Origin of the sequence: Streptomyces cathayae (assembly GCF_029760955.1) — a bacterium.
Classification (GTDB): Bacteria; Actinomycetota; Actinomycetes; order Streptomycetales; family Streptomycetaceae; genus Streptomyces; species Streptomyces cathayae.
The window spans coordinates 7176337-7194772 of the sequence record NZ_CP121682.1 but is presented as its reverse complement, the minus strand read 5'-3'; the positions used below and the strand labels follow the sequence as shown (position 1 = coordinate 7194772).

Annotated in this window: 16 protein-coding genes; 12 read left to right on the top strand and 4 right to left on the bottom strand. The window is 72.8% G+C overall.

Features of this window, described 5'->3' with window-relative positions:
- The 4 genes from PYS65_RS33015 (at window position 1) to PYS65_RS33000 (ending at window position 6475) form a co-directional block, all read left to right on the top strand.
- Complete coding sequence (locus PYS65_RS33015; RefSeq protein ID WP_279337633.1) at window positions 1-1362, top strand: maltokinase N-terminal cap-like domain-containing protein; 1362 nt, start codon at window positions 1-3, stop codon at window positions 1360-1362.
- Between the two features lie 4 nt (window positions 1363-1366).
- Window positions 1367-3592, top strand: coding sequence for a 1,4-alpha-glucan branching enzyme (gene glgB, locus PYS65_RS33010; protein WP_279337632.1), 2226 nt, complete (start codon window positions 1367-1369; stop codon window positions 3590-3592).
- A gap of 379 nt (window positions 3593-3971) precedes the next feature.
- On the top strand, window positions 3972-5876 hold the full coding sequence (locus PYS65_RS33005) for an AMP-dependent synthetase/ligase (RefSeq protein WP_279337631.1): 1905 nt from the start codon (window positions 3972-3974) through the stop codon (window positions 5874-5876).
- Between the two features lie 164 nt (window positions 5877-6040).
- Window positions 6041-6475 carry an ATP-binding protein gene (locus PYS65_RS33000; RefSeq protein ID WP_279337630.1) on the top strand — a complete coding sequence of 145 codons (435 nt, stop codon included), beginning with the start codon at window positions 6041-6043 and terminating at the stop codon, window positions 6473-6475.
- Window positions 6476-6527: 52 nt separating this feature from the next.
- Here PYS65_RS33000 and PYS65_RS32995 read toward each other — a convergent pair whose 3' ends face one another.
- The gene (locus PYS65_RS32995; protein WP_279337628.1) at window positions 6528-6896 is read right to left on the bottom strand and encodes a PRC-barrel domain-containing protein; all 369 of its coding nucleotides are present in this window, start codon (window positions 6894-6896) and stop codon (window positions 6528-6530) included.
- A 247-nt stretch (window positions 6897-7143) separates the two neighbouring features.
- On the opposite strand from PYS65_RS32995, the gene PYS65_RS32990 reads away from it, so the two are divergent.
- The 8 genes from PYS65_RS32990 to PYS65_RS32955 all read left to right on the top strand — a co-directional run bounded on the left by PYS65_RS32990 (window position 7144) and on the right by PYS65_RS32955 (window position 16246).
- Window positions 7144-7530, top strand: coding sequence for an STAS domain-containing protein (locus tag PYS65_RS32990; protein WP_387038278.1), 387 nt, complete (start codon window positions 7144-7146; stop codon window positions 7528-7530).
- Window positions 7531-7682: 152 nt separating this feature from the next.
- A complete protein-coding gene (locus PYS65_RS32985) occupies window positions 7683-8582 on the top strand; it encodes an STAS domain-containing protein (protein ID WP_279337626.1) in 900 nt (299 codons plus the stop codon).
- Window positions 8579-8998 (top strand): STAS domain-containing protein, encoded by a 420-nt coding sequence (locus PYS65_RS32980; protein ID WP_279337625.1) that lies wholly within the window; start codon window positions 8579-8581, stop codon window positions 8996-8998. The genes PYS65_RS32985 and PYS65_RS32980 overlap by 4 nt, the downstream gene beginning before the upstream one ends.
- Window positions 8999-9054: 56 nt before the next feature.
- Complete coding sequence (locus PYS65_RS32975) at window positions 9055-9438, top strand: anti-sigma regulatory factor (protein WP_279338154.1); 384 nt, start codon at window positions 9055-9057, stop codon at window positions 9436-9438.
- Window positions 9438-10538 carry a SpoIIE family protein phosphatase gene (locus PYS65_RS32970; protein ID WP_279337624.1) on the top strand — a complete coding sequence of 367 codons (1101 nt, stop codon included), beginning with the start codon at window positions 9438-9440 and terminating at the stop codon, window positions 10536-10538. The genes PYS65_RS32975 and PYS65_RS32970 overlap by 1 nt, the downstream gene beginning before the upstream one ends.
- On the top strand, window positions 10535-12250 hold the full coding sequence (locus tag PYS65_RS32965; RefSeq protein ID WP_279337623.1) for a PP2C family protein-serine/threonine phosphatase: 1716 nt from the start codon (window positions 10535-10537) through the stop codon (window positions 12248-12250). The genes PYS65_RS32970 and PYS65_RS32965 overlap by 4 nt, the downstream gene beginning before the upstream one ends.
- A 228-nt stretch (window positions 12251-12478) precedes the next feature.
- Window positions 12479-13852, top strand: coding sequence for an NAD(P)/FAD-dependent oxidoreductase (locus PYS65_RS32960; RefSeq protein ID WP_279337622.1), 1374 nt, complete (start codon window positions 12479-12481; stop codon window positions 13850-13852).
- 144 nt (window positions 13853-13996) lie between these two features.
- Window positions 13997-16246, top strand: coding sequence for an FUSC family protein (locus tag PYS65_RS32955; protein ID WP_279337621.1), 2250 nt, complete (start codon window positions 13997-13999; stop codon window positions 16244-16246).
- 73 nt (window positions 16247-16319) lie between these two features.
- Here PYS65_RS32955 and PYS65_RS32950 read toward each other — a convergent pair whose 3' ends face one another.
- The 3 genes from PYS65_RS32950 to PYS65_RS32940 form a co-directional block, all read right to left on the bottom strand.
- A complete protein-coding gene (locus PYS65_RS32950) occupies window positions 16320-16748 on the bottom strand; it encodes a hypothetical protein (protein WP_279337620.1) in 429 nt (142 codons plus the stop codon).
- A 77-nt stretch (window positions 16749-16825) separates the two neighbouring features.
- Window positions 16826-17713, bottom strand: coding sequence for a SigB/SigF/SigG family RNA polymerase sigma factor (locus PYS65_RS32945; protein ID WP_279337619.1), 888 nt, complete (start codon window positions 17711-17713; stop codon window positions 16826-16828).
- A 202-nt stretch (window positions 17714-17915) separates the two neighbouring features.
- Entirely contained in the window at window positions 17916-18365 is a 450-nt protein-coding gene (locus PYS65_RS32940; protein WP_279337618.1) for an ATP-binding protein, read from the bottom strand.
- Window positions 18366-18436 lie beyond the last annotated feature (71 nt).

Below are 18436 nucleotides of genomic sequence, written 5' to 3'. Positions count from 1 at the left end.
ATGACGAAGGCCGCGTTCCTGCGCCCGCGCAGCGCACCCGCCGGGTCCATGGAGTCGTTCACCGGGCTGCTGCGCGAGTGGCTGCCGGGGCAGCGCTGGTTCGCCGGCAAGGACCGTCCCGTCACCGACCTCCATGTGCTGTCGATGACGGAGCTGTTCCCGGGCTGTCTGCACCTGCTGGTCCACGCGGGCCACGGCGGCGTGCCCTCCCCCGGCAACACTCCCTGGGCCGGTGACTGCTACCAGCTCCTCCTCGGTGTGCGGGAGCACCCGACGCCGCGCCTCGGCCGGGCCCTCATCGGCAGGGTGCAGGACGGGCCGCTGGCCGGGCGGACGGTCTACGACGCCCTCCACGACCCCCGTTCGGCCCAGCTGCTCCTGGAGCGGCTGCGGTACCCCGGCACGACCGGGCCCCTGCACTTCGAGTGCGACGCGGCCCAGCCGGGGCCCGGCGCCGGGCTGGTACCACGTCTGCTGGACGCCGAGCAGTCCAACTCCTCGCTGGTGTACGGCGAGGAGTTCATCCTGAAGGTCTTCCGGCGGATCCAGCCCGGAGTCAACCCGGATCTGGAGGTACCGGGCGCGCTGTCCCGGCAGGGCTGCCACCGGGTTCCCGCCCCGGTGGCCTGGTTGCGGACCACGCATCCGTTCAAGGCGACGCTCGGTGTCCTCCAGCCGTTCCTGCGGGACGCCTCCGACGGCTGGACGCTGGCCCTGGACGCACTGGCCGCCGGGGACGACTTCACCGCCCAGTCGTACGCCCTCGGCCGGGCCACGGCGGACGTGCACCTGGCGCTGGCCTCGGCCTTCCCCGTCGGTGGCCCCGGGGAGAACGGGCCGACGGCGACGGCGATGACCGAGCGGCTGACGGCCGCCGCGCACTCCGTCCCCGTCCTCCAGCCGTTCGTGCCCGGCCTGAAGGCCGCGTTCGCCGCACTCGCGCTCTGCGACCCCGGGCCGGCCGCCCAGCGCATCCACGGTGACCTGCACCTCGGGCAGGTGCTGCGGGCCGGACGCGACTGGTTCGTCATCGACTTCGAGGGCGAGCCGTCCCGGCCGCTCTCCGAACGGCGCAGCGCCCACTCCCCCCTGCGGGACATCGCCGGGATGCTGCGCTCGTTCGACTACGCCGCCCGCCAGCGGCGCCCCTGGCGCCCGGAGTGGGCGCGCCGCTGCCGCGAGGCCTACTGCGCGGGCTACGCGGCGCGCTCCGGCTGGGACCCGCGAAAGAAGCACGGCCTGCTCCGCGCCTACGAGACGGACCGTGCCGTGTACGAGGTGCTGTACGAGGCCCGGCACCGACCCGACTGGCTGCCCGTACCCATGGCGGCGATCGAGCGCCTCGCCGTGAGAGGAGACTGAAGCCGTGGCCCTGCATGACACCCCGCTTCCCGAGTCGGCCGGGCCCGCCCCGTCCGCTCCGGCGGCCCCCGGGACCGCTCCCGCCCTCGATCCCACCGACCGGGGGCGCCTGCTGGCGGGCGCCCACCACGATCCGCACGCGCTGCTCGGCGCGCACCCGGTGCCGGGCGGCATCGCCTTCCGGGCGCTGCGCCCCTTCGCACGGGCGGTGAGTGTGGTCACCGGCGGCGAGCGTGTCCCGCTCACCTCGGAGGGCGACGGCCTGTTCTCCGTGGTCCTGCCGCTGGACACGATCCCCGCGTACACCCTGGCGGTGGCGTACGGGGACGAGGACGCCGTGGAGGTGCACGACCCGTACCGGATGCCGCCCGCACTGGGCGAGTTCGACCTGCATCTGATCGGCGAGGGCCGCCACGAGGAGCTGTGGACCGCGCTCGGCGCGCACCCCATGACCCACCAGGGCGTGAGCGGCACCCGCTTCACCGTGTGGGCGCCGAACGCTCAAGGGGTGCGGGTCGCCGGGGACTTCACCTGCTGGGACGGCACCGCGTTCCCGATGCGCTCGCTCGGTGCCTCCGGGGTGTGGGAGCTGTTCCTGCCGGGGATCGGTGAGGGCACCCGCTACAAGTTCGAGGTGCACTCCCGGTACGGTCACCTGGCCCTCAAGGCGGACCCGATGGCGCGCCTCGCGGAGGAACCGCCGAACACGGCGTCGATCGTGACGTCCTCGCGGTACGAGTGGGACGACGCCGAGTGGCTGGAGCGGCGGGCCGGTGTGCCCGTGCACGAGGCACCGTTCTCGGTGTACGAGGTGCATCTGCCGTCCTGGCGACCCGGCCTGACGTACCGTCAACTCGCTGACGAGCTGCCCGCGTACGTGAAGGACCTCGGGTTCACCCATGTCGAGCTGATGCCGGTCGCCGAGCATCCCTACGGTCCGTCCTGGGGCTACCAGGTCACCGGGTTCTACGCGCCGACCGCGCGACTCGGCTCACCCGACGACTTCAAGTACCTGGTCGACGCCCTGCACCGGGCCGGGATCGGCGTGATCATGGACTGGGTGCCGGCCCACTTCCCGAAGGACGACTGGGCGCTGGCCCGGTTCGACGGGGACCCGCTGTACGAGCCGGGGGACGCCCGGCGGGCGGAGCACCCGGACTGGGGGACGTACACGTTCGACTTCGCCCGGACCGAGGTGCGCAACTTCCTGGTCGCCAACGCCGTGTACTGGTGCCAGGAGTTCCACATCGACGGACTGCGCGTGGACGCGGTCGCCTCCATGCTCTACCTGGACTACTCACGGGACTCCGGCCAGTGGGAGGCCAATGTGCACGGCGGCCGGGAGGACCTGGCCGCCGTGGCGTTCCTGCAGGAGATGAACGCGACCGTGTACCGGCGCTGCCCCGGCGTGGTGACGATCGCGGAGGAGTCGACCGCGTGGGGCGGGGTGACCCGGTCCACCGACACCGGCGGGCTGGGGTTCGGCCTGAAGTGGAACATGGGCTGGATGCACGACTCGCTCGAGTACGTCTCCCACGAACCGGTCCACCGCAAGTACCACCACCACGAGATGACGTTCTCGATGGTGTACGCCTACAGCGAGAACTACGTCCTGCCGATCTCGCACGACGAGGTGGTGCACGGCAAGCAGGCCCTGGTGTCGAAGATGCCCGGCGACTGGTGGCAGCGCCGGGCGACCACCCGGGCCTATCTCGGCTTCATGTGGGCCCACCCGGGCAAGCAACTGCTCTTCATGGGGCAGGAGTTCGCGCAGGGCGCCGAATGGTCCGAGCAGCACGGCCCCGAGTGGTGGCTGCTGGACGACGCGTACCACTCGGCGGGCGACCACCGCGGGGTACAGGACCTGGTGCGCGACCTCAACACCCGTTACCGCGCGACGGAGGCGCTGTGGCAGCGGGACACCGACCCGGCGGGCTTTCGCTGGGTCTCGGTGGACGCGGCCGAGGACAACGTGTTCGCGTTCCTGCGGTTCGACGCCGAGGGGCGGCCGCTGCTCTCGGTGTCGAACTTCTCCCCGGTCGTCCGGCACGGGTACCGGCTCGGCGTGCCCGACGAGGTGAGTGCCTGGCGGGAGGTACTCAACACGGACGCGGCCCGGTACGGCGGCGGTGACGTCACCCATCCGGACCCGGTCAAGCCCGAGGACGGCTGCGTCCGGATCACGCTCCCGCCCCTCGCGACGGTGTGGCTGGTGCCCGACGTCCCGTGAACCCCGGCGGCACCCCGCCCCGTACCCGCGCCGGACGGCAACTGGCGTGGGTACAGGGCGTCCTGACGGCCCGTAAGGGAGGGCCCGGCGATGCCCCGACCGGCCGTGTGCGGTATACACGGGCGTGATGATCACCATCATCGGCTCCGTCCGGGGTCATGTGTGCGCCCTGTCCGGAGCCATGCGTACGTCCCGGTCCGGGGTCACCGAACCGTGCGGCTCACGTCCGGTCCGGGGGCACGGGAAGCTCCGCGATCATCGGTGTGGCCACACTTCCCGCGATCCCGGCCCCGGAACGCCCCGGCTCGGCTACATTCAGGCACCGCCGATGACTCTGCTCGTCGGCCGAGTCACAGCCCGTACATGTCAGGAGCAGTGCATGCGCGACCCCGCTCTCGCTCCCTGGGCCGCCTCGCCCCTGACGGGCGGCCTCGCGGACAGTCTCTTCGAGACGGCCGCCGAGAGCCCCACCCTGCCGATGCTCGCCCGCCGCACCGGCCCGGCCTCCACGACCTGGGAGGAGGTCACCGCGCTGGAGTTCCGCGACCAGGTCGTCGACCTGGCCAAGGGGCTGGTCGCCTCGGGACTGTCCCCGGGCGACCGCGTGGCGATCATGGCGCGTACCCGCTACGAGTGGACGGTCCTGTGCTACGCGCTGTGGACCGTGGGTGCCGAGGTCGTCCCCGTCTATCCGTCCTCCTCACGCGAGCAGGTGGAGTGGATCCTCCGGGAGTCCGGCTGCGTGGCCGTGATGGTCGAGGACGAGCAGGGGGTGATGACCGTCGGGTCCGTGTGCGCCGCGCTGCCGCTGCTGCGGCACGTCTGGCAGCTGGACTCGGGCGCGCTGGAGCAGTTGGTGGCGCGCGGCGAGTACATACCGGCGGCCATGATCGACTCGCTGCGCCGGATCGTACTGCCGGACTCCACGGCCGTGATCGCCTACACCTCCGGCACCTCGGGGCACGCGATGGGGTGCGCCCTGAGCCACCGCAGCCTGGCCGCCTCCTGCGACACCCTGCTGGCGGGCTGGGCCCACACGGCGGCCCCGCCGGGAGAGCAGCCCGTGCTCCTCGCCTACCTGCCGTTCTCCCATGTGTACGGGCTGATGGTCCAGGGCCTGTGCGTGCGCGGCGGCCTGTTGATGGGGCACGAGCCCGACATCAGCACGGAGTCCCTCTCCTCGGCCCTGCAGACCCTGCGGCCCACCTATCTGCACGCGGTCCCCTCCCTGCTGGAGAAGATCTACAAGAACTTCCTGCGCGCCTCCCAGCAGGCCGGACGCGGGACGCTGTTCGAGCGGGCCGCCGGCACGGCCCGCGACTTCGCCGCCGCCGTGGAGCGGCAGCGGCTGGGCCGGGGCCCGGGGCCCGGCTTCGACCTGCGGATGCAGCACTCCCTGTACGAGCGCACGGTCTACCGCAAGCTGCGGGCCTCGCTGGGCGGCCGGGTCCGCAGGGCCACCTCGGGCGGCTCTACCCTCAGCCGCGACCTGTCCCTCTTCTACGAGGGCATCGGCATCTACGTCCACGACGGCTACGGGCTCACCGAGACCGGTGGCGGTGTGACGATGCAGCCGCTCGGCAGGGAGAAGTCCGGCACCGTCGGGCGGGCGCTGCCGGGCAGCGAGATCAGGGTGGCCGACGACGGGGAGATCCTGGTGCGCGGGCCGTCGGTGTTCCAGGGTTACCTGGGCGACGAGGCCGCCACCCTGACCGCGCTGGCCGGCGGCTGGCTGGCGACGGGGGACCTCGGCCGGGTGGACCCGGAGGGCTATCTGACGATCACCGGCCGCAAGAAGGACATCATCATCACCAGCAGCGGCAAGAGTGTCGCGCCGGCCGCCCTGGAGCAGCGGCTGCGGATGCACCCTCTCGTCCACCAGGCCGTCGTCGTGGGCGACGACCGGCCCTGTGTGGGGGCGCTGATCACCCTGGACCCGGAGTTCCTGACGCACTGGCGGGCGGCTCTCTCCCCGCCGGGCGACGCGCCGACCCGGGAGGCCCGGGAGGAGAACGCGCTGCACGAGGAGATCGCGCGGGCGGTCGCCGCGGCGAACAGCAGTGTGTCGCGTTCGGAGTCGATCCGGGTGTTCCGGGTGCTGTCGGAGCCCTTCGACGTGACCAACGGGCTGCTGACGCCGTCGATGAAACTGCGCCGGGACGAGATCGTGCGACGTCACGCGCTGGAGATCGACGCGATGTACCACGCGCGTTCGCGTCCAAAACGGGCCCCGGCGGCGGAGGAGCCGTCGGTCTGGGACGACTCGGACAACGTCTTCCGCTGACCGCGCGGCACGTGTCGCCGAAGTGACGTGGGTGTCACCCACCGCGCACGGACATACGGGCGCGTAGGCTCCGCCGGCCCGGGAACCCACAGACCAGGGAGACGAAGGAAAAGGAACGAGCCACATGAACGGCTGCCCGTCGAATGCGGGGCAGGGAAGGCGACATGGCATCCGAGCCGTATAGGGACAAGTCACTGGCCGCCGAGGAGATCACGGACCGCGTCGCCGGCTTCCACGGGGAGCTGCACGACGTCACCGACGCGCGTCTGGTGGCGGAGGAGTTCCTCTTCGACCTGGCCCGCGTGTCCGCGCCGACGGCTCCGGAACACTGGGACGACATCCTCCTGGTGGTCACGGAGCTGGCCGCCAACGCGGTCCAGTACGCGCCGGGCCCCTTCGAGATGCGGTTGCGCCGGACGTTCGACGGTGTGCACGTGGTGATGCACGACACGAGCACCACCGCGCCCGCGCCCCGGCCCTTCCGGCCCAGCCGCGGCGGGGGCGGGATCGGCTGGCATCTGATCCACACGCTGTGCGACCAGGTCAGCGTCGTCGGTACCGACCACGGCAAGGACATCCATGTGTTCCTGCCCTGGTGACGGCCGCGGACGGGGCCGGCGGGGGCCGCCGGGCGGGTTCGCCCGGCGGCGCTCAGCAGACCGGGCCGGGCAGCCCCCGGTAGTACTCACCGACCGCCGTGAGGTACTCGGGGTCCATGGTCTCGCTGTCGGTCCTGAACCGGGGCGCCGCCTTCACCTCCGCCCTCGTGCAGGACACCGTTATCCTCCGCTCGCCGGCCTCGACGGCGGTGATGACGCCGACCGGCACGAGAAGGCTCCGGCCGAACACCCAGACGCCGGTGTCGACGACCAGGTGCCGCATGGAGTGGTGGTCGGCCTGCCGGTCCACATGGCCGATGGTGCCGTCGCTCGCGACGACGGTGTATCCCGTCAGGTCCAGATCCTGCCCCTGGGCGGGACCCAGCTCCGGCGCGTATGACCAGATGCTGTCGTTGGACACGCTGCTCCTTGCCTCCCCGGTGGACGACGCTCCCGGAGCGGGCGGGCCCCCCGTCGGCCCGGCCGTCTCCACAGCAGCCAACTACCCGGCTGGAGCCGGTGCATTCGGCGGGCGCCGCCACAAAACCGGCCCTGGGCGGGGCCGGGCCGGTGTGCGGGGCACCGCATGACACGGCGATGCGGGGGTAGGCGGCCGCACGTGCGGCCGTATCCGGGCCGCCGGCTCGTCTGGGAGGTAATTCGTGTCCATGGTTCCGAACCCGCTGTCCGTCGAGGTGACCGTGCCCCGGGAGGACACCGTCCTGCTGACGGTTCAGGGATACCTGGACGCCGACACCGCGAAGGAGTTCCAGCACCATCTGGCCAACCAGTTCCATCACGGGCGCCGGCACTTCCTGCTGGACCTGTCGGCGGTCCCCTTCATGGACTCGTCCGGTATGAACATCGTCCTGCGTGTCTATCAGGAGGCCCGTGATCTGCCGGGGAGCGTGCAGATCATCTCCCCTCTCCCTGCGGTGCGCCGCGTCCTGGACCTGACCGGCGTGAGCATCACGGTTCCGTTGTCCGAGAGCCTCGAGGAGGCTCTGGGGCGCGTCGACTCCCTTTCCGGCGCACCGCGGGAACCCGGTTCCTGAGAGACCCGGGGGAAACCGCCCGCGGGGCCGCTCGTCCCGCACGGGATGCCGCACCGGCCCGGGGCGTCGTTAGAGTGGTCGTCCGAAAAGGTCACAGCACCGTCTCGGCACCTTCACGGGCTCGGTGCGGCAACGACGATGAGGAGACACAGGTGCCTGAGCGCGAAGCGGGCGAACCGCTCGGAACGCCGACGCTCGAGGTCAGGGACTTCCTGCGGCGACGGCGTGAGCAGATCGCCCAGCGCTGGGCGGACGAGCCCCTGTTCCGTGCGGTGTTCACCCTCTCGCGCGACGAGGCGGTGGAGGCCGGCAAGGCGGTCGTCGACGCCCTGGCCCAGGTCGCCGACGCGCAGCGGGTCGAGGACTCCGACGCCGCCGGGTTCACCGGTGTCCGCGAGCAGCTGGCGCGGATGACCGCGGCCCGCAGCCGCGCGGGGCTGTCCGCCACGCAGGTGTCGAACGAGCTGGCCGCCCTGTGGCCGCCGGTCGAGAATCTCCTCGCCGCCGACCTGGAGCAGGCCCCGCCCGAGGAGCTGCGGGAGTGCGCGACCACGCTGAGCATGCTCATGGGCACCCTGCGCGTGGTGGCCATGCAGACGGCCCTGAGCGAAGGGCAGGCGCTCATCGACCGGCAGCGTCTGCAGCTGCTGGAGGTGGCGACGCCGGTCATCAAGCTCTGGGACGGGATCGTCGCGGTCCCGCTGATCGGGACGCTCGACAGTGCCCGCAGCCAGGTCGTGATGGAGACGCTGCTGAACTCGGTGGTCGACCAGCACGCCCGGTTCGCGATCCTCGACATCACCGGGGTGCCGACGGTCGACTCGCTGGTGGCGCAGCATCTGATGAAGACGGTCGCGGCGGCCCGGCTGATGGGCGCGGAGTGCATCGTCTCCGGTATCCGTCCGGCGATCGCGCAGACCATGGTCCACCTGGGTCTCGACCTCGGTTCGGTCCTCACCCGGGCGAGCCTCGCCGACGCGCTGGGCTACTGCCTGCACGAGCTGGGGGTCGACGTCGTGAACGCGACGGCCGGCAGTGCGGTCCGCCGGTGAGCGAGGCGTTCTCCCGCCCGGTCGCGGGACATGTGCCGGTACTGAGGCTCGGCGACGTGCTTCTGGTGACCCTCCAGGGGGACCTGTACGACAGCGCGGCCCAGCAGCTCCAGCAGGACCTGTCGGAGACCATCGCGAGCAGCGGGGTCACGGGGGTGGTGATCGACATCTCCGGTGTGGAGATCGTCGACTCCTTCCTGGGGCGGGTGCTCTCCGAGATCGCGGCACAGTCGTCGCTGCTGGCCGCGCGGACCGTCGTGGCCGGGATGCGGCCGGCGGTCGCCATCACCCTGGTGGAGCTGGGGCTGACGCTGCCGGGGCTGCGCACCTCGCTCGACACCCAGGCGGCGATGGCACTGCTCGAGCAGCCCGTCGTGCTGTCCCGCACGGCTGCCGCACGCCGGGAGCACCGGTGACGCCCACCGCCTCGAAGGTCGAGGCCTGCCTGCCCATCCGGTCGGACCTGGACCTGATGTGGGTGCGCCAGCATGTGCGGCAGGCCGCCGCCCTGCTCGGCTTCGGACTGGTCGACCAGACGAAGCTGGTCACCGCCGCCAGCGAGCTGGCGCGCAACACCCTGGTGCACGGCGGGGGCGGGCAGATGAACGCCTCCCAGGTGTCCGCCGGGTTCGGTGGCGGGCTGCGGCTGACGTTCACCGACTCCGGACCGGGCATCCCCGACCTCGACCGGGCGCTCAGCGACGGTTACACCTCCGGCGACGGGCTGGGGATGGGGCTGGGCGGCGCGCGGCGCCTGGTGCACGAGTTCGAGGTCGAGAGCACAGTGGGATCGGGAACCACGGTGCGGGTGACCTCGTGGGTGAACCGGCCGCCCCGCGCGCGGGAGGAGATCTGATGCCACGGCTCTGGAACGTGCCGGTGCGGGACTCCACCCGGGTGCGGGACGCCCGGGTCGCGGCCGAGGACGCGGCGGCCCTGGCCGGTCTCGACGAGCGGAGCACCGCCGCCGTGTCGCTGGTCGCGACGGAGCTCGCCACCAATCTCCTCAAGCACGCGCGGGACGGTGAGGTGCTCATCGACGTCGTGCAGCCGTCCGTGCTCCGCGAGGGCGGGCGGGCACCGGCCGTGCAGATCGCCGCGGTCGACCACGGACCGGGCATCGCCGATGTGGCCGACGCGCTGCGGGACGGGTTCAGCACGACCCGCTCGCTGGGCGCGGGCCTCGGCACCTGCCGGCGGCTCTCGGACGAATTCGCTCTGCACAGCGTGCTCGGCCGGGGCACGGTCGCGGTGGCTCGTGTCGGTGGCGGCGCCCCGCCGTCGCCCGGCGACGACGGCCCGCCCGGCGACGGCGGGCCGCCCGGCGACGGCGGGCCGCCGGTGCCCGTGATCCGGGCCGGCGGGGTCAACGTCCCCTACGCCAGGGCCGATTACTCGGGGGACGCCTGGGTCTGGGTCAGGTCCGGGGACCGGCACACCCTGATGCTGGCCGACGGGCTGGGCCACGGCCCCGAGGCGGCACGCGCCTCCACCGCCGCGGTGGAGGCGGTGCGCCGCAGGCCCCGTCTCGCCCCCGCCGAGGCACTGCTCCGGCTGCACGAGGAGCTGGGTGCCACCCGGGGCGCGGCCGTCGCGGTGGCCCAGCTCGACACCCGGACCGGGCGGCTGCGGTTCGCGGGGATCGGCAACATAGGGGCCCGGCTGCGCGAGGGCGACCGGTGGCGGGCCCTGCTCTCCCGGCCCGGCATCGTCGGTCACCACCGGCCCGGCACCGTGCGCGAGGACGATCTCGCGTGGTCCGCCGGGAGTGTGCTCATCCTGCACACCGACGGTCTGCCCAGCTCCTGGACCCCGCCGTCGGACCCCTGTCTCCCGGCGGCCGACCCTGCCGTGACGGCCGCGGTGACGATCCGCGACGCGGGCAGTGCCGCCCGCCCCGTACGGGACGACACCGCGGTGGCCGTCCTCACCTCCGCACCGCCGGGCCGGTCATGACCCGCGTATGGCAGATCGGCAGCGTGACCGACGCGGCACGCGCGCGGGTCTCGCTGGCACGGCTGGCCGCCCGCCACGGGGTGCCCGCCGTCGAGCGGGCCCGGCTGGCGGCGGCGTTCGGCATCCGGCTGCGGCAGTGCCTGGCCAAGGGCGGTACCTGGCGGCTCACCGTGGGCACGCCCGGCTCGGACGACGAGGAGGGCGTGCTGCACGTCGTGCTGTTCCCCCCGCCGGACGTGAGCGCCGCCGGGGAGACTCCGTGGGAGGTGACGGTCCCCTGCCCGGAGGCGGGCCGGCCGGACGACGGAGGCACGGTGACGGACGATCCGGCCGATCTGGCCCAGGCACTGCTGAGCGCCGACGAGGACACGGCTCAGGTGCTGGACCGGCTCGCCGAGCAGGAGGCGCTGGTCGCCTTCCACCGGGAGGAGCTGCACCAGACCAACCAGGGCGTCCTGGCCCTGCACGCCGAGCTGGACGCGGCCGGGCGGGCCCAGCGGGAGGCGTTCGCCGCCGAGCACCGGGCGCGCAACGAGGCGGAGAACGCCCGCCGCAGGCTGACCTTCCTGGCGGACGCCAGCGCGGTGCTCAACGCCTCGCTGAACCATGGCGAGATCGTGCGCCGGCTGCCCGAACTGCTGGTGCCGCGGTACGCGGCCCGGGTCGACATATGGCTGTTCGACGAGGACGACGATCCGCACCACCCCCCGACCCGTCCGGCCGCCGCGGTGCGCGCGGCCCGCACCGGCCGGCCGCAGTACGCCGCCGACCACCCCGGTGGGCTGCGCGGCGTGGACGACCGGCCGCCCTCCCTGCTCGATCCCGGCAGGCCGCTGCTGTGCGTGCCGCTGCTGACGCGCCAGGCGCCCCTGGGCGTACTCACCCTGTCGCCGCCCGGTGAGCGCTGGGATCCGGACGACGCGGTGATGCTGCTCGAGCTCGCCCGCAGGGCCAGTATCGCCATCGGCAACGCCCGCCGCTTCGAGCACAACCGGGACATCGCCGAGACGCTGCAGCGCGCCCTGCTCACCGAACTGCCCACGACTCCGGGGCTGAGCCTGGCCGCCCGGTATCTGCCGGCCACGCACGGCATGAACATCGGCGGCGACTGGTACGACGCCTTCCACCGGCCGGACGGGAGCCTGATCACGGTCATCGGCGACGTGACCGGGCACGGGCTGCACGCGGCGGTCATGATGAGCCAGTTGCGCACCGCGCTGCGCGCCTACGCCGTCGACGTCGGCAGTCCGGGCCGGCTGCTGACCCGGCTGCACAGGTTCCTGCACCAGCTCCAGCCGCATCTGTACGCCACGGCCGTCATCGCCCGTTTCCATCCGGACGGGTCCACGCTGACCTGGGCCGCCGCGGGGCATCCGCCGCCGGTGCTGCGGCTGCCCGACGGGCGGGTGCGCACCCTGGACGCCAAACCGGGCGCGATGCTCGGGATCCCGCTGGAGCAGAAGATCGCCGACCACACCGAACGGGTGGCACCGGGTTCGACGCTGGCGCTCTACACGGACGGGCTGGTCGAGCGGCGCGCCGAGGGCATCGATCCGGGCATCGGGCGGCTCGCGGCGGCGCTCGGCTCGTTCGTCCCCGCGGAACTGGACACGGACCTGGAAGGCTCGGCGGACCGCCTGCTGCAGCCGATGCTCAGCGATTCCGAACGCGACGACGACGTCTGCCTGCTCCTCTGCCACCTGCACGGCTGAGCCCTCGCGCCCGCCGGGCGGCGGGCGGCGGGTCCGCGCGTGTCACGGGCTTCCCGGTGCGTTCCGCCGCCGGTGCGGGCATCGTGGTGCTGAAGGTTCTCGTGTGCCGACCCCTCGGGGCCGATGTGACGTGGGGTGTGCCGCGATCGAGGAGGTGCAGGGCAGCCTTCCCGGGGAACGCGAAGGGCGTCGACGTTCGGGGCAGACCGTGCGGAGCCACAGAAAGGGATGAACACCGTGACACGACCCAGGATCCTGGTGGTGGGCGGAGGCTTCGCCGGCGTGGCGTGCGTTCGCCGGCTGGAGCGGAAACTCTCTCCGTGGGCAGCAGACATCACCCTCGTGACACCGACCTCCTACCAGCTCTACATGCCGCTGCTCCCCCAGGTCGCCTCCGGTGTGCTGACACCGCAGTCGGTCGCCCTCTCCCTGCGCCGCAGCACGAAGTACCGCACCCGGATCATCCCGGGCGGGGCCATCGGAGTGGACCTGAGGTCCAAGGTCTGTGTCATCCGCACGATCACGGACCGGACCGTCACCGAACCCTACGACTACATCGTGCTGGCCCCCGGCAGCATCACCCGCACCTTCGACATCCCCGGACTCACCGATCACGCCTACGGCATGAAGACGCTGGCCGAGGCCGCCTACATCCGCGACCACGTGATCGCCCAGCTCGACCTCGCCGACGCCAGCGAGGACCCGGCCGAGCGGGCCGCGCGGCTGCAGTTCGTGGTGGTCGGCGGCGGCTACGCGGGCACCGAGACCGCCGCCTGTCTGCAGCGGCTGACCCACGCCGCCGTCGAGCGCTACCCGCGTCTGGACCCGGGCCTGATCAAGTGGCACCTGATCGACATCGCGCCGAAGCTCATGCCCGAGCTGGGCGAGAAGCTCGGGCGCAGCGCGCAGGAGATCCTCACCCGGCGCGGCATCGAGATCTCGCTCGGTGTCTCCATCGCGAAGGCGGGTCCCGAGGAGGTCACCTTCACCGACGGCCGGGTGATCCCCACCCACACCCTCATCTGGACGGCCGGTGTCGTCGCCAGCCCGCTGATCGCCACGCTCGACGCGGAAACGGTCCGGGGGCGCCTCGCGGTCAACGCGGACATGTGTCTGCCCGGCCACGACGGGGTGTTCGCCCTCGGTGACTCCGCCGCGGTGCCCGACCTCGCCAAGGGCGAGGGCGCGGTGTGCCCGCCGACCGCTCAGCACGCCCTGCGGCAGGGCAGGCAGGTCGCCGACAACGTCATCGCGACGCTGGCCGGCCGGCCGTTGCGGCCGTACCACCACAAGGACCTCGGGCTGGTCGTGGACCTGGGCGGCACCGACGCCGTGTCCAAGCCGCTCGGTGTGGAACTGCGGGGCCTGCCCGCCCAGGTGGCGGCCCGCGGGTACCACTGGACGGCGCTGCGCACCAACGTCGCCAAGGCGCGGGTCATGACGAACTGGCTGCTCAACTCGGTCGCCGGGGACGATTTCGTGCGGACCGGCTTCCAGTCCCGCCAGCGCGCCAAGCTGGGGGACTTCGAGTACACGCATGCCTATCTGACGCCCGAGCAGGTGCGGGCGCACGTCGAGGAGGCGGGCCGGCGGGTGCGGTGACCCCCTCTCCCGCGGCCGCTCCGCCCGTTCGGTTCCCCGACGTCCCGGTGACCCTGCCGGCGGGGGGCCCGGGGCGGGTGCCGCCCGGGCACGTGCCATGCTGGCATCCCGATCAACGCGAGCGACAGGAGCGTGTGCGGCGGCGTGAAGGCGGCGGGACACTCGGTGCGGACACGGCTGCGGGACCGCCTGGCGGCGTCGGATCCCGGGCTGCTGCGGCTGACGGCCGGACTGCGGACGGTGGGCGCCATCGCGCTGACGCTGGCTGTGCTGGCCCTCACGGGGGCGAGTGTCACCCAGCTGGTGGCGGGTGCGATGACCGCGACGGTCGCCACCTTCGCCATCCGGGAGAAGCAGCGCGGCGCCCAGGCCGTCACGCTCGCCCTCGGTCTGCCGGTCGCGCTCGTGGCCGTGTCGCTCGGCGCGGTGCTGGGCGAGCGGATCGTCGTCGGTGACGTCTTCTTCACCCTCCTCATCTTCTGCGCGGTGTACGCCCGCCGGTTCGGCGACCGCGGGACCGCCCTGGGGCTGATCGGTTTCCAGGTCTACTTCGTCTCCCTGTTCATCGGCGCCTCCCCCGGGGAGCTGCCCGGGATGTGGGCGGCCCTGGCCGCCGCGTTCGCGTGCAGTGCCGTCATGCGGTTCGCCGTCGTCCCCGTGACCCCGGCCGGGCTCCTGGCGCGGCTCCGGGATGCCTTCCGTGCCCGGTTGGCGCAGCTCGTGACGGCGCAACTGGCGCTGCTCGACGCCGCGCCGGACGAGGTCGACAAGGCGCTGGAGGACGTCCGCGCGGGTACGGCCCGGCTGCACGAGACGGCCCTGATGATCCAGACGCGGTTGGAGCAGGGAACTCCCGACGAGTCGTCGGCGCGGCTGGTGCAGCGCCGGATCGCGGACGCCGAGATCGCGGCCGAGCGGCTGGGGCTGCTGCTGCTGTCCGCCCGCAGCGCCGAACGCGCGGACACGCTGACCCTGCACCTGCCGGGCGCGCCCGCTCCCGAGGCGGGCCGGGCGGCGGTGCCGGACGAGGCCACCGCCGGACTGCGCCGCGATCTGCTCGCGCTGCGTACGCTGGTCCTGCTCGCCGGGCCCGGGGCGCCGGGGACGGCGGTCGCGCACCTGCGCAACCGCCTGCTCGCCTATCGGGACGAGGAGAACCTGCCGGCGTGTTCTCCGTCCCTCCAGGACGTCTTCCGGGCCATCGGCGAGTCGGCCCGCTCGGTGATGGGCCTGCGGATCGCCCTGGACGGCCCGCAGGACGAGTCGGACGACACCCCTGCCACGGCCCGCTCCCGGGAGGAGCTGGACGCCGAGGACGCCTCCATCGACGCCGGGGAGGAGCACCGGACGGCCGAGGAGGAGAGGGGACTGCGACGGCCCACCACCCGGGCCGCCGTACAGGTCACCGTGGGCTCGTCGCTGGCCATCGTCGGCGGTGAGCTGCTGTCCGCCGAGCGCTGGTACTGGGCGGTCCTGACGTGCTGGATCGTCTTCATCAACACCTCGTCGACGGGCGAGATCCTGGTCAAGGGCTACCGGCGGCTGCTGGGCACGGTCCTCGGCGTGGTCGCCGGCATCGCGCTGGCCACGGTGGTGGGCGGGCACACCTGGACGACGTTCGGCCTGATCCTGGTGCTGATCTTCGCGATGTCCTACACCGCGCCGCTCTCGTACACGCTGATGTCGTTCTTCGTGACGGCGATGGTGGGGCTGCTGTACACGCTGCTGCACACCTACAGCTGGGAGGTGCTGGTGCTGCGCGTGGAGGAGACCGCGCTGGGTGCCGCCTGCGGGGTGGTCGCCGCGGCCCTGGTCCTGCCGGTGCGTACGGACCGGCGCACGAACGAGCTGCTGGGCACCGTGCTGGAGCGGCTCACCGAGGTCACCGAGGCCGCCGTCGACCAGCTCAGCGGCGGACCCGCCGTCGATCTGCTGGACCGGGCGCGGGAGCTGGACCAGGCGCTGGGCGATCTGCGCTCCGCCACCCAGCCGCTCACCCATCCGGTCACTCCGCTGCGGGGCCGACGGGACACCGCGCGGTACGTCGTGGCACTTCTGGAGACCTGTGCGTACCACGCCCGCTCGCTGGCGGCGACGGCCGAACTGCTGCAGACCCACCCCTCGATCGCGGCGGATCCACGGCTGCGCGGGGCGACGGGACGCACGGTGCGCAACATCGCGGTGATCGCGGCCCGGGTCGCGGACGAGGAGGTCACGGGCAGGATCGAGACGGGGCCGAGCTTCGCCTCGCTGCTGGGCGGTTCCGGTGACGACGGTGCCTCGCGCTACGGCCGGATCACCGGCCGGGTGCTGCGGCACCTGGAGCGGTTGGACGAAGCGGTGGTGGGTCTCGCGCGCCCGCTGGACGTACCGCTGGCGAGGCGCGAGCGGTGACGGGCCGTCCGCGGCGGGCGGCCGGCCGGCGGCCTCGTGCGGTCCGGTGGGCGGGTCCGGTGGGCGGGTCCGCTCAGAAGTCGGTGGGCAGGCCGCTGGCCTCGGCGATGCCGCGCAGTTCGTCGTTCTGCCGGTGCCGTTCCCTGATGTAGCCGGCGATCTCGTCGAGCCGGGACGGGTCGGCGGCCGTGGTCGCGTCGGTGACCACGCGGACCGGTCCGCTCTCGTCGACGTCCAGCTCCACCACCTCGTTGTCCATGCGGCCGGTGACGGCTGTGGCGATGACGAGGGCGGCCTCGTCGCGGACCTCCTGGGGCAGTTCGTCGTCCCCGCCGTCCAGGGCGACGTCGAGACCGGACAGGCGGTGTTCCTCGATCGCCCGGAGCACCGGCTCCACCACACGGAGCAGCAGGCGGTAGTCCTCGGTGTCCATCCGGATGCGCAGCAGGTCGAGGTAGACGTCCACGGGGCGGCCTTCCGGCGGGATCTCGGATTCACTCATCTGCACCGTGTTCCCTTCTTGCGGTCGCTCATACGACTGAGGACTGAGGATGGTACGGCCCGACGACGGCACGGCGCTCAGGCATGCCCCCGATGGGCGGTCGTCGTCCGCCGGCCCATCGCGTCGGCACGCACGCGGGCGCAGCTGCGGCTGATGAGCCGGGAGACGTGCATCTGGGAGATCCCCAGATGGTCGGCTATGCGGCTCTGGGTCATGTCCTCGAAGAAGCGCATGTACAGGATGGTGCGCTCGCGCTCGGGCAGGCGGCGCAGTCCTTCCTTGGCGGACTCCCGGTCGACCACGACGTCGTAGGCCGCGTCCGGGGCACCCAGGGTGTCGGCCAGGCTGTAGCCGTCGTCGTCGGGCGACATCTCCGCGTCCAGCGACAGGGTGCTGAAGCTCTCCAGCGCCTCCAGCCCGGCCCCGACCTCTTCCTCGGTCAGTCCCGTGTGCGCGGCCAGGGCGGCGGGCGAGGGCTCGGGGCTGCCTGGCGTCTGGGCGAGGTCCCGCCGGGCGATCCGTACCTTGTTGCGCAGTTCCTGCACCCGGCGGGGCACCCGCAGGGCCCACATCCGGTCCCGGAAGTGCCGCTTGACCTCACCGGTGACGGTGGGGACGGCGTAGCTCTCGAAGGCTCCGCGGGCCGGGTCGAAGCGGTCCACCGCCTTGACCAGTCCGAGTGCGGCCACCTGACGCAGGTCCTCGACGGATTCGCCGCGGTCGCGGAAGCGGCCGGCGATGCGGTGGGCCATGGGCAGCCACGCGGTGACGAGTTCGTCGCGGACGGCGTCCCGCTCGGGGCCGTCCTCCAGGGAGGCCAGCCGGGCGAACAGGGCCGCGGTGTCCGGAGCGTCTTCGTGGCGCCTGCGCGCGTCGCGGGCCGTGGGGGCGGCCGCCGTCACGGTGGCGGTGGCGGTCGTGGTGGCAGCGGGGTCGGGGCGGTCGGTGGGCGTGTCTATGAGCATGCGATTTCGCTCCCGAACAGTGGATTTCAGGATGGTCTACCGCGGGACGGCCGCTGCGGGGGTGTCCGGAGGGAATCCCTCAGCAGCCGTGTCTCTCCCGCTGGCGCGCCTCCGGTCCGAAGCACGACCCTCCGACTGCCCTCCCGCCGGTGGCGCAAACTCCGCTTCCCGGCACAATCTGCCGGACGGGCTCGGCGGGCCCTCAGGAGAGGGGGACCACGGCGGTGATGCATTTGCCGCCCGAGGGCAGGTCGGCCACCCGCACGTCGCGGCACAGCCGGCAGACGATGGGCCAGCCTCGGCCGCCCGGTGTGAAGCGCCCCTGCCGGTCGGTCGTCGGCCGCGCGACGGGCAGTTCCGCGCTGCGGTCGCTCACCGAGACGCGCACTCCGGGACCGGTGACGTCGACCCGGAAGTCGGTGATGCCGCCACCGTGCAGGATCGCGTTGGTGGTGAGTTCGGAGGTGACGAGCAGCGCGTCCGCGAGGGCCTCGGTGTCGCACGGGGTGTGCGTGGCGCGGCAGCGCTCGCACACCGCCTGCCACACGGCCTGGCGCGCCTCGGCCGGCCGTGGCCGATACGGTCGCCGCGTGTCGGCGCGGCGCGCGCCGGGCGGGGCGGTGTCGGTTCCGGTCATGCGCTCCTCGCACATCGTTCGGCTCCCTGTCCGATGAGGAATGTCATCTCTTTCGGCTCACCTGCCCCGGCACCGGCAAACCTTCC